Raw genomic sequence first — 14,399 nt, 5'->3', positions numbered from 1 at the left:
GGCTTACCTCACTGGTACCCACCGGTGCAGTGATTCAGCTCTCACTCGATGTGGCGGAGAACGGGGCAGTCACGGACGACCCATGGGTAACCCATGAGAAGGTCAAGCACGTGTCAAGTGCTTCGTTCCGGTTCGGCGAGGGGCGCCCCGGCGCCGGCGGTGCGAGGGCGGTGCTTGAATGCGTGTGTGAGTGACTACGAGGTACCCGCAGGCGTCGATGTGCTGCGCGTGTTCTGTGGACCGGACGGACGGCACGGCAACGCACTCGGGGTCGTACGCGACGGGCGTACGTACCCCGACCAGGCGTCCCGGCAGACGCTGGCCGGGCAACTCGGCTTCAGCGAGACCGTGTTCGTCGACGATCCCGAGCGCGGGCACGTCGACATCTACACGCCGGGTCTCCGGCTTCCGTTCGCCGGGCACCCGCTCGTGGGGGCCGCCTGGCTGCTCGACGTGGAGATCCTGGAACTGCCGGTCGGCGAGATCTTCGCCCGCCAGGACGGTGAGTTCAGCTGGATCACCGCCCGCCCCGAGTGGGTGCCGCCGCGCACGCTGGAGCGGTACGCATCCGTCGCCGAGGTGGAGGCGCTGACCGGACCACCGCCCGGCGAGGGCTGGTTGTACGTATGGGCGTGGGAGGACGAGGCGGCGGGCCGCGTCAGGGCGCGGGCGTTCCCGCGACGCGACGACGGCATCGTCGAGGACGAGGCGACGGGGGCGGCGGCCCTGCTGCTCAGCGCGCAACTGGGCCGCGCCCTCAACATCACGCAGGGCCGTGGGTCCCAGATCCTCACCGCACCCGCACCGGACGGCTCGGTGGAGATCGGGGGCCGCGTCCTGCTGGCGCAATCAAGCCTGTCACCGGCGCTGTGACGTCGGCGTCGTGACGTCGGACGGGCGAATTCAAGCCCGTCCGACGATTGAGGACAACGCGGCAGGGGTGACCGGGGCCACCGTCGGAATCCGGTCATCGCGTCCTCCGCACCCCGTGGGGCCTACGCGCTGCGCCGGAACGCCTCACCCAGCTCCCGGAACACCGCGGTGTTCAGTGCAAACGCGCGCTTGCACTCCTCCACGATCCGCTTCTTCTCCAGCTCGTCCGCGTCCACCGCGTCGAGCAGCTCGCGGTAGCCCCGCTTGAACGAGGCGGGGTTGGCGATCTCCTCGAAGACGTAGAACCGCACCCCGTCGCCCTTGCGCGCGAAGCCCCAGGTCTTCTCCGCCCGGTCGCGGATGATCTGGCCGCCGGAGAGGTCCCCGAGATAGCGCGTGTAGTGGTGCGCGATGTATCCGGCGGGCCAGCTGCGCGCGCACTCGGTCACCCGGTCGGCGTACACGGCCGTCGCGGGCAGCGGCCTCAGGCCCTCGTGCCAGCCCGCACCCCGCAGATGTGCCAGATCGCGCTCCAGCTCCGCCGTGCGCATCAGTTCCGGCCGGATGAACGGACCGGCGACCGGGTCGCTGCGCAGTTCCTCCGCGCCCTCCTCCAGTGCCCGGTAGACGAACCACAGCTGCTCGGTGTAGCGCGTGTACGCGTCCACTCCGAGCCGCCCTCCCAGCAGGTCGCTCATGAAGACCGAGGTCTCCGCCTCGGTGTGCTGCTCGTGCGATGCCGTGCGGATCAGTGTCGAGAAGGGGGTGGCGGCGGTTGCGTCCAAGGCGGGCCTCCGGTGACCGGGGGAGGGACGGGAAGGCGGAACGAGACAGAAAAGCCGACAGCAACTGCGCTCGGCAGCCACTGTCGACATCTCCGATCGTCCTGCTTAGGCTTACCTAAGCCAACACCTTCCCGACGCTCTGTCGGTAAAAACGATACGCCCGGTTCCGTCCGCGTGCCGGGGGCGCGTATCGCCTGCGGAGGGTTACGGCAGCGTCAGGATCTCGACGCCCGTCTCCGTCACCACCAGCGTGTGCTCGAACTGGGCGGTGCGCTTGCGGTCCTTCGTCACCACGGTCCAGCCGTCGTCCCACATGTCGTACTGGTGCGTCCCGAGCGTCAGCATCGGCTCGATGGTGAACGTCATGCCGGGCTGCATCACGGTCGTCGCGTGCGGACTGTCGTAGTGCGGAATGATCAGGCCGGAGTGGAACGACGCATTGATCCCGTGCCCGGTGAAGTCCCGGACCACGCCGTACCCGAAACGCTTCGCGTACGACTCGATGACCCGTCCGATCACATTGATCTGACGGCCGGGGCGGACCGCCTTGATCGCCCGGTTCAGCGACTCCTCCGTGCGCTCCACGAGCAGGCGGGACTCCTCGTCCACCTCGCCGCAGAGATACGTGGCGTTGTTGTCGCCGTGCACGCCGTTGATGTACGCGGTCACGTCGAGGTTCACGATGTCGCCGTCGCGCAGCACCGTCGAGTCCGGGATGCCGTGGCAGATGACTTCGTTGAGCGACGAGCAGAGCGACTTGGGGAAGCCGCGGTAGCCGAGCGTCGAGGGATAGGCGCCGTGATCGCACATGAACTCGTGGGCGACCCGGTCGAGTTCGTCCGTCGTCACACCCGGAGCGATGTGCTTCGCGGCCTCGGCCATCGCCTGCGCGGCGATCCGGCCGGCGATGCGCATGCGCTCGACGGTGTCGGCGTCCTGGATCTCCGGACCCGTGTACGGCGTCGGAGCCGGCTTACCCACGTACTCGGGGCGCCGGATGTTTCCGGGTACGGAACGAATGGGAGTGATCTCCCCTGGTACGAGCAGCGACTGGCCAGACATGTCAGCGAGTCTAACCAGCGTGCTTGGGGCAGCATGGCTCAGAGGAAAGGAGCCGATGATGGCCCTGTTCAAGAAGCGCACGGTCGGCAAGCCGGGCGAGTGGTACTACTGCCTGGTGCACCAGAAGGTCGAGGAAGGCCCGGAGTGCCCGGCGAAGGACCGGTTCGGCCCCTACACCTCCCGCGAGGAGGCGCAGCACGCGATGAACACCGCGCAGGAGCGGAATCTGGAGTGGGAGAACGACCCCAGGTGGCACGACCGGGACACGCCACCGGAGGCCGACGCGTAGTTCCGCCCCCGGAGCCCCGCCTCATCGGGCGCGGTCCGGACCGGGCTGCTCGGCCGGCGCGGTGGCCGATTCCTTCGGCGACCTGCGCCGCACAGCGTCCTCGTCCGTCGCGGAGTCGTACGTGAGCAGCTTCGGCGGCGCCGCAGCCGGCAGCGCCACCGAGGCCACGCACGCCATCCGGCCCGCCATCGCACCCGCCCGTACCTGCCGCAGCTGTGGCCGGTCGGTTCCGCCGGGGACCGTGAGACCTCACCAGCGCGCGGGAGGCGGCGCCGTCAGCTGATCGGCGAGCCGGGACAGCCTGTCCCGGAAGCGGTGGCGACCGCGGGGCGCGGGGGCGCTGTTCTCGCCGGCCGCCGCGCTCACCAAGTGCTGCACGGTGTCCAGGTCCACATCGTCGGTGCGGCTCACCGTGAGTGCTTCATGGGCAAGCCCGTGCACCTCCGGATCGCCGTCGTCCAGCGACAGCACCGTCGCCCCGGCCCGGCGTGCGTCGTGCACCCGCTCCAGCAGGCCGTCGCCGGGCCGCTCCGGGGCCACCAGCAGCAGCGTCTCGCCCCGCCCGGCCGCCTCGATCCGGCCAGGACCGACGGACAGATGCGCCGGATCTCCCGGCTCCACCCGGTGCCGTACGAGCGTGGGCACCAGCTCCGGCAGCCCGGCCCAGGTGGACTCGTCGACCAGATGGGCCGCCAGGTGCCACGGCTCGTACCCCTCCGTGCCCACCAGCAGCAGCCCGCCGCCGTGCGGAACGACGGACGACCGGAGGGTCCCCGCGAACCGGCGGGCCGCCGCCGGCCACTCGGTCCCGGCGAGCACTTCACGGAGCAGGGCGACGCGTACGGCATCCATGGCCCGGCATCATGCCGCAGGACCAGCCCCCCGTACCGGCGAACGGTACCGAACCAGCCGAACGGGGCAGGTGCGGTGACGGATGTCGCACGGGTGCGACGCTGCGTCGCCCTCCATGGCGCGCAGTAGTGTCGGGCGCATGACTACGAATGACAGCGGTACCGCGCCCAAGCCCCCCGCCAAGGACCCCTGGGACCTTCCCGACGTGTCCGGGCTGACCATCGGCGTGCTCGGCGGCACCGGCCCGCAGGGCCGCGGGCTCGCGTACCGGCTCGCCCGCGCCGGGCAGAAGGTGATCATCGGCTCGCGTGCCGCGGACCGTGCCCGGACCGCCGCCGACGAGCTGGGCCTTGGCGTCGAGGGCTGGGACAACGCCGAATGCGCCCGGCGCAGCGACGTCGTGATCGTCGCCGTGCCGTGGGAAGGACACGCCAAGACCCTGGAGTCGCTGCGCGACGAACTCGCCGGGAAGCTCGTCATCGACTGCGTCAACCCGCTCGGCTTCGACAAGCAGGGCGCGTACGCCCTGAAGCCCGAGGAGGGCAGCGCCGCCGAGCAGGCCGCCGCCCTGCTGCCCGACTCCCGGGTCACCGCCGCCTTCCACCACCTCTCGGCGGTGCTGCTCCAGGACGAGGCGATCGAGGAGATCGACACCGATGTGCTGGTGCTGGGCGACGCCCGCGCCGACACCGACCTCGTGCAGGCGCTCGCCGGCCGCATCCCCGGCATGCGGGGCATCTTCGCGGGCCGCCTGCGCAATGCCCACCAGGTCGAGTCGCTGGTCGCCAACCTGATCTCGGTCAACCGCCGCTACAAGGCGCACGCCGGGCTGCGTACCACCGACGTCTGAGCCGACGGGCACCCACGGCCGCACCCCGCGGAGAGCGGAACGGGACATGGGGGACACTGGACGGGACCGCGCACCACCCCCGGACAGGAGCTGCCTCCCATGCCCCGCCTCGCTCTCTATGCCCTCGCCGCCTGCGTCCTGACCGTCGGTGCGGCCGTGATCTCGTTCGCCCAGGGCAGCTGGCTCGGGGTCATCTGGGTGCTGCTGGCGGGCCTCTCCTCCAACATGGCGTGGTACTACCTGCGCAAGCACCGCGCGGAGACCGCGGCCTGAGGGCCGTCCCACGAACTCCCTCCGCGGGGGACCGGCCGGGTCGAGTCCCGGCCGGCGCAACTGCTCCGAGGCGGTCGCTCCCCGGTCCGACGTGATCCGGCCTGATCCGGAAGCAAGGTCCTAACCGACGCTGCAGGCCGGATTCGGCTTCTGCCAGAACTGGTAGGCGTCGAAGCCGCAGTACGTGTGGAACTCGCTGACGTCCAGCGCCTGCAGCAGGCTGTGGATCGCGTCGAAGAAGACGGTGTTGACCTCGGGGATCCACAGCAGCCCGAACACCGCGAGCAGGCCGAAGGGCGCGAACGGCTCCACCTGGCGCCGGATGCGGTACGAGAGCCAGGGCTCGATCACCCCGTATCCGTCCAGCCCCGGGACCGGTACGAAGTTCAGGATCGCCGCGGTGACCTGAAGCAGCGCCAGGAACGCCAGGGCGTACTGGAACCCGCTCGGGACACCGTCCAGCGCGTGCAGCCAGAACGGCGCCGTGCAGACGACCGCGAACAGGACGTTCGTCAGGGGGCCCGCCGCCGAGATCAGGCTGTGCTTCCAGCGGCCGCTGATCCGGCCGCGCTCGATGAAGACCGCGCCACCGGGCAGCCCGATCCCGCCCAGGATCACGAACAGCACCGGCAGCACGATGCTCAGCAGTGCATGGGTGTACGCGAGAGGGTTCAGAGTCAGATACCCCTTCGCCCCGATCGAGACGTCCCCGCTGTGCAGCGCGGTGCGGGCGTGCGCGTACTCGTGCAGACAGAGCGACACGACCCAGGCCGCGGTCACGAAGAGGAAGATCGCGAACCCGGGCTGCTCCGCGAAGTCCGTCCACACCGCCCAGCCCGAGACGGCCATGACGGCGACGATCCCGAGGAAGACGGGACTGATCCGCCGGTCGCTGCGGGCTGCTGCTGCGGTGGTCATCGGCGGGACTCCAGGTGGCTCGGCGGCAGGGGCGGGCATCGGGGGGATGCGCGCCCCGACCGTACAGTCGACACGGCGGAAACGTCTCGCGTCGCGGTGGTGGTTCCGGACAAGGTAGGGGCATGACAAGTAACGCCGGTGGACCTTCGGACAACGCTGGGGACCAGGTGGAAGTGCCGCTGACGGACGCGAGTCCGCCCACCGGTCCCGGTCGCGGAGAATAGGCGCGTGCGCTACAGCATCCTCGGCACCACGCAGGCACTCCACGACGACGGCACGGCCGTCGCCATCGGTGGGGCGCGGCTGCGCGCCCTGCTGACCGTTCTCGCACTGCGTCCCGGCCGCGCGGTCCCGGCCGCGGTGCTGGTCGACGAGGTGTGGGACGGCGAGCCGCCCGCCGACGCGGTGGGCGCCCTGCAGGCGCTCGTCGGCCGGCTCCGGCGGGTTCTCGGGCATGCGGCGATCGCCTCCGCCGAGAGCGGCTACCGGCTCGCCGTCGAGCCCGACGCGGTCGACCTGCACCGCTTCGAGCGGCTCACGGGGGAGGGGATGCGCGCCCTGGACGCGGGCGATCCGGCGAAGGCCGCCACCGTCCTCGACGACGCACTCGCCCTGTGGCGGGGTCCGGCCCTCGCCGATCTGCCCGACCGCGCCGCCGTCACGGCCCGCTGGACGGCCCGCCGGCTCGACGCCCGCCGCGCCAGGTTCGCCGCCGCGCTCGCGCTGGGCCGCGCCGACGAGGTCCTGCCGGAACTGGTCGCGCTCTGCGCCGAGCACCCGATGGACGAACCGCTCCAGGCGCTGCGCCTGCGGGCACTGCGGGACGCCGGACGTACGGCGCAGGCGCTGGCGGCGTACGAGGAGGTACGCACCGGGCTCGCCGACCGCCTCGGCGCGGACCCGGGCCCGGAACTGCGGTCCCTTCACGCCGAGTTGCTCCATCAGGAGCCGGGGCCGCCGCCATCCGGGCCGGCGCAGGCCCCGGCGGCCGCGCCCGGCCGGGTGGCCGGGTCGCCCACGGTTGCCGCACCGGGCCGCACCCCCGCGCCGGAACCCGCTCCCGGGCCGATCCCCGTCGCCCTGGGCAACCTGCGCGCCAGGCTCACCAGTTTCGTCGGGCGGGAGGCCGATATCGAGGTGCTGCGGGGCGACCTCGCGCAAGCCCGCCTCGTCACCCTTCTCGGACCCGGGGGCGCGGGCAAGACCCGGCTCTCCCAGGAGGCCGCCGAGTCCGTCGCACCCGCCTGGCCGGACGGCGTCTGGCTGGCCGAGCTCGCCCCCGTCGACGACCCGGAGACCGTGCCCGAAGCCGTACTGACCGCCCTCGGCGCCCGCGAGACCGTGCTGCGCGGCGCAGGCGCCGAGGAGCTCCGGGCCGCCGAGCGCAGTGCGGGCGATCCGCTCGTCCGGCTGACCGAGCACTGCTCCCGGCGCCGCATGCTGCTGCTCCTCGACAACTGCGAGCACGTCATCGAGGCCGCCGCCGCGCTCGCCGACCATCTGCTCGTCCACTGCCCGGACCTCACCGTCCTGGCCACCAGCCGTGAACCCCTCGGTGTACCGGGCGAGTTCGTCCGCCCCGTCGACCCGCTGCCCGACCCGATGGCGCTGCGCCTGCTCGCCGACCGCGGCGCCGCCGCGAAGCCGGGCTTCCGGATCGACGCGGACGAGGAGACCGCGGCGGCCGCCGCCGAGATCTGCCGCCGGCTCGACGGACTGCCGCTCGCCATCGAACTCGCCGCCGCCCGGCTGCGGATGCTCAGCCCGCGCCAGATCGCCGACCGGCTCGACGACCGGTTCCGCCTGCTGACCAGTGGGGCCCGTACCGTGCTGCCGCGCCAGCAGACACTGCGCGCCGTCGTCGACTGGTCCTGGGACCTCCTCGACGCATCCGAACGCGCCGTACTGCGCAGGCTGTCCGTCTTCGCCGGCGGCTGCACGCTGACCGCGGCCGAAGAGGTCTGCGCGGACCGGCCGCAGGACGCGCGGGAGGTCGCAGGGGTGCTCGGTTCGCTCGTCGACAAGTCCCTCGTCGTCGCCGCACCCGCCGACGACGGGGAAATGCGCTACCGGCTGCTGGAGACCGTCGGCGAGTACGCCGCCGAGCGGCTCGACGAGGCTGGGGAGCGGGCCGCCGTCGAGCGGCGCCACCTGGTGCACTTCCGGGAGCTGGCCCGGACCACCGACCCCCTGCTGCGCGGCGCCGGGCAGCGGGCAGCCATCGCCCGCCTCCAGCGGGAGTACGAGAATCTGCGCACCGCCCTGCGCCACGCCGTCGCCGCCGGCGACGAGCAGGAGGCGGTCTGCCTGGTGCTCTCGCTCTCCTGGTACTGGCAGATGCGCGATCTGCGCGCCGACGCCCTGCACTGGGCCGACGCGGCCGCCGCGCTGGGCCCGGATCCCTTCGCCCCGCCTGCCCGGCCCGCCCCGTCCATCCGGGAACGGTGCACCGACGCGCCGCCGCCGATGGGCCCGGAGCTGCTCCAGGAGGCGCGGCGCGGTGTCGGCCTGATCCAACTGGTCAGCATGGATCATGCGTTGGACGAGTGGACCAACGAGAAGAGCATGGAGCGGCTACGCGTCATCGCCGCCACCTACCGGGTGGGTCAGCCGCAGACCTGCCGTGCCCCTGCGTCGCTCTGGTTCTTCGCGGTCATGCTCACCGGGGGCGTCGCGGACCTGCGCGAACTGGTGGACGAAACGGTCCGTGCCGCCCGCGAGTTCGGCTACGAGTGGGAGCTGGCAGCAGCGCTCCAGATGCGCGCCAATGTGCTGGCCAACCGCCCCGACTGGTCGGGCGAGGCCCGCGTGGACGCCGACGAGAGCCTGGAGATCTTCAGCCGGCTCGGTGACGACTGGGGCGCCGCCGAGTCGCTCTCCTCCCGCGGGGAGGCCAACGAGCGGCGGGGCGATTACACCCGCGCGGCCGACGACTACCAGGCCGCCATCGGCTACGCCGAGCGGCTCGGTGCCCAGTCCCAGGTGGCGGTGCTGCGTACCCGGTACGCCTCCGCGCTCGCCGAACTGGGCCGCAGCGCGGAGGGCGAGGCGATCCTGCGCGAGGTGCTCGCCGAGGGGCGGGCGGCGGGACACGAGGCAATGCCGTTCGCGCGGCTCTTCCTCGCCATGCTGCTGGGCAGCACCGGCCGCATCGCCGAAGCCCGTGAACAGTACGCCGAGCTGGGCGAGGAGTTCAGATCCGAGACCCTGGCGATCTTCGAAGGGTTCGTGCTGGGCGGGCAGGCCTGGCTGGACAACCAGGAGGGGCTGTACGCGGACGCCCTGGCCCGGGGCCGGCAGGCGCTGAAGCGGTCCGGGGATCCGCTGGCGCAGATGGTGGCGCCCCAGATGTCCGTCATCAACCTCGTCACCCTCGCGCGGGCCCTGGGCGGACTCGGCGGCGAGCGCCGGGCGGCCCTCGCCGCCCGGCTGCTGGGCGCGGGCAGCGGTCTGCTGCCGAACGGCCATGTGCCGACGGCGATAGAGCGGAGGAACTACGTCGAGGCGGAGGCGGCGGCCCGCGCCGTTCTCGGCGAGGCGGGCTACGCGGCCATGTACGCCGAAGGCGATGGCCTCGCTCTGGAGGAGGCCATCGCTCTGGTCGACGCGTACCGGGAGTGAACCGGGGCCGCGTCAGGTCTTCTTGCGGAACTTGGCGACCGCGAGGGGCGCCGTCACCGCGGTGATGACGGCGGCCCAGCCGAGCGTCAGCCACACCGAGTGCGCGACCGGACCGCCGAGCATCAGCCCGCGTGCCGCGTCCGCGAGATTGGACAGCGGGTTGTAGTCGGTGAAGGCCTGGAGCCAGCCCGGCATCGTGGCCGGCGGGGCGAAGATCGACGAACCGAACTGCAGGGGCATCAGCACGAGGAATCCCATCGCCTGAACCGACTGGGACGTCTTCAGGGACAGCCCGAGCAGGATGAAGATCCACATGATGGCGGCGCCGAACACCGCCGACAGCGCGACCGCTTCCAGCAGGCCGAGCACCGAGGTCTTGATCTCCAGGCCGAGGGCGAAGCCCATGGCCAGCAGGATCACCGTGGCGACCATCATCCGGCCGAGCTCGACCACGATCTTCGCGATCAGGACGGAGGAACGGGCGATCGGCATCGTCCGGAACCGGTCCATGACGCCCTTGCGGAAGTCGTCGTTGACGCCGGTGCCGACCGCGGAGGCGATGTTCATGCCCATCATCGCCATCAGGCCGGGGATCAGATAGTTGATGTACTCTTGCCGGCCGCCGCCCAGACTTCCGCCGACGGAGCCGCCGAAGACGTACACGAACAGCAGCGTGAAGATGACCGGCATCAGGAGCGCGTCGAACATCGACTCCGGGTCCTGCTTGATCTGGAGCAGATTGCGCCGCACCAGCGCGCCGATGTGCCGCAGATTACCGCGCAGGCCGATCCGGCCCTCGTCGTGGAGAGCCTTCGCCGGTGCGGTGCCGGTCGGGGCGTCGGGCGTCAGAGTCGCCGTGCTCATGCCGCGACCTCCTCGGGGATCGTGTCGGTCACGGACGGCGCGGTCTTCTCGCCGGTGATGGCCAGGAAGACCTCGTCGAGGCTGGGCAGCGCGGTGGCGATGTGCGCGATGGACAGACCGCGTCCGGCGAACAGGCCGATGACAGCGGTCAGTTGGTCGTCGCTGAGGATCGGGACGTACAGCATTCCCTCGTCCGGGACGGCCTGCGAACCGGCGACCCCGTCGAGGCCGGCCTCCGCGAGCGCCCGGGCCATGGCGGGCAGCTGGGCCGGGTCCGTGGGCCGGATCTGCAGGGTGCGACCGCCGACCTTCGCCTTGAGCTCGTCGACCCGGCCGTTGGCGATGATTTTGCCCTTGTCGATGACCGTGAGCTCGTTGGCGAGCTGCTCGGCCTCTTCCATGTACTGGGTGGTGAGCAGCACGGTCGCCCCCTCCGCGACCATGCGCTGCACCTCGTCCCAGACCTCGTTACGGGTTCGGGGGTCGAGCCCCGTCGTCGGCTCGTCGAGGTAGAGCACGGCCGGGCTGCCGATCATCGAGGCGGCCAGGTCGAGACGGCGCCGCATGCCGCCGGAGTAGTTCATCGCGGGCCGCTTGGCGGCGTCGGTGAGCGAGAACCGCTCCAGCAGTTCGTCGGCACGGGCCCGCGCGGTCCTGCGGGGCAGGTCGAGGAGGCGCCCGATCATGTAGAGGTTCTCCCAGCCGGAGAGCTTCTCGTCGACCGAGGCGTACTGGCCGGTCAGGCCGATGATCCGGCGCAGCTGCCGGGGCTGCTTCACCACGTCGTAGCCCGCGACGGTGGCGTGTCCGGCGTCCGGCACGATGAGGGTGGAGAGGCAGCGCACGAGCGTGGTCTTGCCGGCGCCGTTGGGGCCGAGCACGCCGAGGACGGTGCCCTCGCGCACGTCGAGGTCCACGCCGTCCAGAGCCTTGGTCTCGCCGTAGTGCTTGACCAGCCCCCGTACCTCGACGGCGTGGCCGCCGGTCCTGGGGTTCTTGTCGATTCGCGTCATGCCCACCATGGGACCATCCGCCACTGACACTCCGCCGACACTCCGCCGACAGTCCGCCGACACTCCGCCGACAGTCCGCCGACATGCCGTCGACGGACGCGCCCCGCACCTGCCGGCGGCGCGAACACACCGACAGCCCGCCGATGGGGGAAGTCGGCGGGCTGTCGTGGTGCGGGCAGTGGCCAGTGGTCCTGTCGGAGGGGACCGGTCCGTTCCTGGGGTCTTCGGCCGGACCGGGATCCGGACGCGGGGCCCTAGTGGAAGGTGTGCTCCGGGGCCGGGAACGTGCCGCCGACGACCTCGTTCGCGAACTCCTTCGCCGCGTCGCCGAGCACCTTGCGCATGTTCGCGTACTGCTTGGTGAAGCGCGGCACCTTGCCCCCGGTCAGCCCGACCATGTCGGTGTAGACCAGGACCTGGGCGTCGGTGTCCGGGCCCGCGCCGATGCCGACGGTCGGGATGTGCAGGCTGCGGGTGATCTCGGCGGCGACCTCGGCCGGAACGAGCTCCAGCACGACGGCGAACGCGCCCGCTTCCTGGGCGGCCTTGGCGTCCCGGATCAGCCGGTGTGCGGCCTCGTCGTTGCGGCCCTGCACCCGGTAGCCCATGGTGTTGACGGACTGCGGGGTCAGGCCGAGGTGCGACATGACCGGGATGCCGGACGACACGAGCAGCTCGGTCTGGGCGAGCGACCGCTCACCGCCCTCCAGCTTCACCGCACCCACGCCGGCCTCCTTGACCAGCCGGGTGGCGTTGCGCAGGGCCTGGACGGGCCCTTCCTGGTACGCCCCGAAGGGGAGGTCGCCGACGATGAGGGCGCGCTTGGTTCCCCGTACGACAGCGGCGGAGAGGATGGCGATCTCGTCCATCGTGACGGGCACGGTGGTCTCGTAGCCGAGGTGGCAGTTGCCCATCGAGTCGCCGACGAGCATGACCGGGATGCCGGCCTCGTCGAAGACGGACGCGGTCATCGCGTCGTAGGCGGTGAGCATGGGCCACTTCTCGCCGCGCTCGGTGGCGGCGGCGATGTCGTGGACGGTGATGCGGCGGGTGCTCTTGCCTCCGTACAGCGCCTTGCTGCTGTCGGTGGGGGCTCCTGCCGGTGTTGCGGGCTGGTTCTGCGCAGCCTGAAGCGACATGGCCAACGGCTCCTTCGTCATCTCGAGGCGCCCTGACGGCGTCCCCGGACCGGTTCCATGGTGGCATCCCCCGGCCGTTCCCGGGAAGTGGGCCCACTCGGCAAAGACTTTCCAATACGAGACGGTCTCGTATCGAAAGAGGGATAGGCTCCGTGCCATGTCGATACCGTCCGGCCCTCCTGCGGCCGCGTCCCGTGTTCCCGAAGCGATCCACCGTCGCCGTTGGGCGATCCTCGTCGTCCTGATGTTCAGCCTGCTCATCGTGGTGCTGGACAACTCGATCCTGAACGTCGCGGTCAAGACCATCGCCTCCCCGGCGCCCACCGGCCTCGGAGCCACCCAGAGCGAGCTGGAGTGGGCGATCAACTCCTACACGCTCGTCTTCGCCGGACTGCTCTTCACCGCCGGACTGCTCGGCGACCGCATCGGGCGCAAGAAGATCCTGCTCTTCGGCATTCTGCTGTTCGGTATCGGCTCGGCCCTCGCCGCCATGTCCGGATCGCCCGGCGAACTCATCACCTGGCGCGCCGTGATGGGCTTCGGCGCCGCGTTCGTGATGCCCGCCACGCTCGCCATCCTGATGAACGTCTTCGAGCGCGATGAGCAGCCCAAGGCGATCGGCATCTGGGCCGGCAGCGTCGGCCTGGCCATCGCCATCGGCCCGATCACCGGCGGACTGCTGCTCGAACACTTCTGGTGGGGCTCGATCTTCCTGGTCAACGTGCCCGTGGTGATCATTGCGCTGATCGCCATGGTGGTGCTGGTGCCGGACTCCCGGGACCCGAAGCCGGGCCGGATCGACCCGCTCGGAGTCGTCCTCTCCATCGTCGGCCTGGTCCTGCTCGTGTTCGGCATCATCCGCGGCGGCGAACTCGCCGACTTCGGCGACCCCGTCGTCCTCCTGTCGATCATCGGCGGCCTGCTCGTCCTGACCGGGTTCGTCTGGCACGAGAAGCGCAGCAGCCACCCGGCCATCGACATCGCGTACTTCAGGAACGGCGCGTTCTCCGCCGCCGTCGCCGCCGTCGCGCTGGTCTTCTTCGCGCTGATGGGGGTGACCTTCTTCTCCGCCTTCTACCTGCAGAGCGTGCGCGGCTACAGCGCCCTGCAGTCCGGCCTGCTGATCCTGCCGCTGGCCGCCGCGCAGATGATCTTCGCGCCGCGCGCCCGGCTGGTCGTGGCGAGGTTCGGCGCCCGCGCCGTGTGCACGGCCGGCATGCTGCTTGTCGCGGCCGGACTGGCGGCGTTCACGCTGTTCGACGCCACCACTCCGGTCTGGGTGATGTGCGTGGTCTTCTTCGTCCAGGGAACCGGCATGGCGCACGTCATGCCGCCCGTCACCGTCGCCGTGATGCAGGCGCTGCCGCGCGAGAAGGCAGGCTCAGGCTCGGCCATCAACAACACGTTCCGCCAGGTCGGCGGGGCGCTCGGGATCGCCGTCCTGGGCTCGGTGCTCTCCACCGTCTACCGCGGTGACATCGAGGGCCACCTCGGTACGGTCCCGGCCGCGGCCAGGGACGCGGCGGGGGAGTCGATCGAGGCGACGCTCGGCGTCGCGGAGAAGCTCGGCCCGGCCGGCCGGCCGCTGGTCGCCGCGGCGAACGACGCCTTCCTCGGCGCCATGCACGTCACCGCCGTCGGCTCGGCGGCCGTCGCCCTGATCGGCGCGCTCGTGGTTGGCCTGTTCCTGCCGGGCAAGGCGCCCGCCGTGCAGCCGGCCGGCGAGGACGACCGGGCCGTGCCGGCGGGCGCGGGCCGGTGACACCCGGGGCCGCGCGGCCGGTGGCACCCACGGCCCCGCGCAACTGAACAGGGCCGCCCCGGGCGCCCCGGGACACTCCGGGGCGCCCGGGGCGGAGG

The 14,399-nt window shown here is 71.5% G+C and carries 13 protein-coding genes and 1 pseudogene; 6 read left to right on the top strand and 8 right to left on the bottom strand.

The window, feature by feature from the left end:
- Positions 1-186 precede the first annotated feature (186 nt).
- Positions 187-873, top strand: a complete 687-nt coding sequence (locus tag LRD69_RS08280) for a PhzF family phenazine biosynthesis protein (RefSeq protein WP_277325910.1) — start codon at positions 187-189, stop codon at positions 871-873.
- Positions 874-995: 122 nt separating this feature from the next.
- Here LRD69_RS08280 and LRD69_RS08275 read toward each other — a convergent pair whose 3' ends face one another.
- Together LRD69_RS08275 and map are read right to left on the bottom strand one after the other, a co-directional pair.
- Complete coding sequence (locus LRD69_RS08275) at positions 996-1,658, bottom strand: biliverdin-producing heme oxygenase (RefSeq protein WP_277325909.1); 663 nt, start codon at positions 1,656-1,658, stop codon at positions 996-998.
- A gap of 204 nt (positions 1,659-1,862) precedes the next feature.
- A complete protein-coding gene (gene map / locus LRD69_RS08270) occupies positions 1,863-2,720 on the bottom strand; it encodes a type I methionyl aminopeptidase (protein ID WP_277325908.1) in 858 nt (285 codons plus the stop codon).
- 58 nt (positions 2,721-2,778) lie between these two features.
- Between map and LRD69_RS08265 the strand changes: the two genes are divergently transcribed.
- The gene (locus tag LRD69_RS08265) at positions 2,779-3,009 is read left to right on the top strand and encodes a hypothetical protein (RefSeq protein ID WP_277325907.1); all 231 of its coding nucleotides are present in this window, start codon (positions 2,779-2,781) and stop codon (positions 3,007-3,009) included.
- Between the two features lie 21 nt (positions 3,010-3,030).
- On the opposite strand, the pseudogene LRD69_RS08260 reads toward LRD69_RS08265, so the two are convergent.
- Together LRD69_RS08260 and LRD69_RS08255 are read right to left on the bottom strand one after the other, a co-directional pair.
- A pseudogene (locus LRD69_RS08260) lies at positions 3,031-3,192 on the bottom strand (MFS transporter); the annotation flags it as partial.
- Positions 3,193-3,258: 66 nt separating this feature from the next.
- Positions 3,259-3,861 (bottom strand): hypothetical protein, encoded by a 603-nt coding sequence (locus LRD69_RS08255; protein WP_277325906.1) that lies wholly within the window; start codon positions 3,859-3,861, stop codon positions 3,259-3,261.
- 139 nt (positions 3,862-4,000) lie between these two features.
- On the opposite strand from LRD69_RS08255, the gene npdG reads away from it, so the two are divergent.
- Together npdG and LRD69_RS08245 are read left to right on the top strand one after the other, a co-directional pair.
- Complete coding sequence (npdG, locus tag LRD69_RS08250; protein WP_277325905.1) at positions 4,001-4,711, top strand: NADPH-dependent F420 reductase; 711 nt, start codon at positions 4,001-4,003, stop codon at positions 4,709-4,711.
- 99 nt (positions 4,712-4,810) lie between these two features.
- Positions 4,811-4,984, top strand: a complete 174-nt coding sequence (locus tag LRD69_RS08245; RefSeq protein ID WP_277325904.1) for a hypothetical protein — start codon at positions 4,811-4,813, stop codon at positions 4,982-4,984.
- A 120-nt stretch (positions 4,985-5,104) separates the two neighbouring features.
- Here the strand turns inward: LRD69_RS08245 and LRD69_RS08240 are convergent, their stop codons facing one another.
- Positions 5,105-5,902 carry a site-2 protease family protein gene (locus LRD69_RS08240; RefSeq protein WP_277325903.1) on the bottom strand — a complete coding sequence of 266 codons (798 nt, stop codon included), beginning with the start codon at positions 5,900-5,902 and terminating at the stop codon, positions 5,105-5,107.
- 228 nt (positions 5,903-6,130) lie between these two features.
- Here LRD69_RS08240 and LRD69_RS08235 point away from each other — a divergent pair, with 228 nt between their 5' ends.
- Entirely contained in the window at positions 6,131-9,523 is a 3,393-nt protein-coding gene (locus LRD69_RS08235; RefSeq protein WP_277325902.1) for a BTAD domain-containing putative transcriptional regulator, read from the top strand.
- A 12-nt stretch (positions 9,524-9,535) separates the two neighbouring features.
- On the opposite strand, the gene LRD69_RS08230 is transcribed toward LRD69_RS08235, so the two are convergent.
- The 3 genes from LRD69_RS08230 to panB all read right to left on the bottom strand — a co-directional run bounded on the left by LRD69_RS08230 (position 9,536) and on the right by panB (position 12,539).
- Positions 9,536-10,387 carry an ABC transporter permease gene (locus tag LRD69_RS08230; RefSeq protein ID WP_093774743.1) on the bottom strand — a complete coding sequence of 284 codons (852 nt, stop codon included), beginning with the start codon at positions 10,385-10,387 and terminating at the stop codon, positions 9,536-9,538.
- Positions 10,384-11,409 carry an ATP-binding cassette domain-containing protein gene (locus tag LRD69_RS08225; RefSeq protein WP_277325901.1) on the bottom strand — a complete coding sequence of 342 codons (1,026 nt, stop codon included), beginning with the start codon at positions 11,407-11,409 and terminating at the stop codon, positions 10,384-10,386. The genes LRD69_RS08230 and LRD69_RS08225 overlap by 4 nt, the downstream gene beginning before the upstream one ends.
- A gap of 245 nt (positions 11,410-11,654) precedes the next feature.
- Positions 11,655-12,539 (bottom strand): 3-methyl-2-oxobutanoate hydroxymethyltransferase, encoded by an 885-nt coding sequence (gene panB, locus LRD69_RS08220; RefSeq protein ID WP_277325900.1) that lies wholly within the window; start codon positions 12,537-12,539, stop codon positions 11,655-11,657.
- A gap of 157 nt (positions 12,540-12,696) precedes the next feature.
- Between panB and LRD69_RS08215 the strand changes: the two genes are divergently transcribed.
- On the top strand, positions 12,697-14,301 hold the full coding sequence (locus LRD69_RS08215; RefSeq protein ID WP_277325899.1) for a DHA2 family efflux MFS transporter permease subunit: 1,605 nt from the start codon (positions 12,697-12,699) through the stop codon (positions 14,299-14,301).
- Positions 14,302-14,399: the final 98 nt, after the last annotated feature.

Source organism: Streptomyces sp. JH14 (assembly GCF_029428675.1).
In the GTDB taxonomy this organism is placed as follows: Bacteria; Actinomycetota; Actinomycetes; order Streptomycetales; family Streptomycetaceae; genus Streptomyces.
The sequence above is the reverse complement of the archived record's forward strand: the minus strand, read 5'-3'. Positions and strand labels throughout refer to the sequence as shown.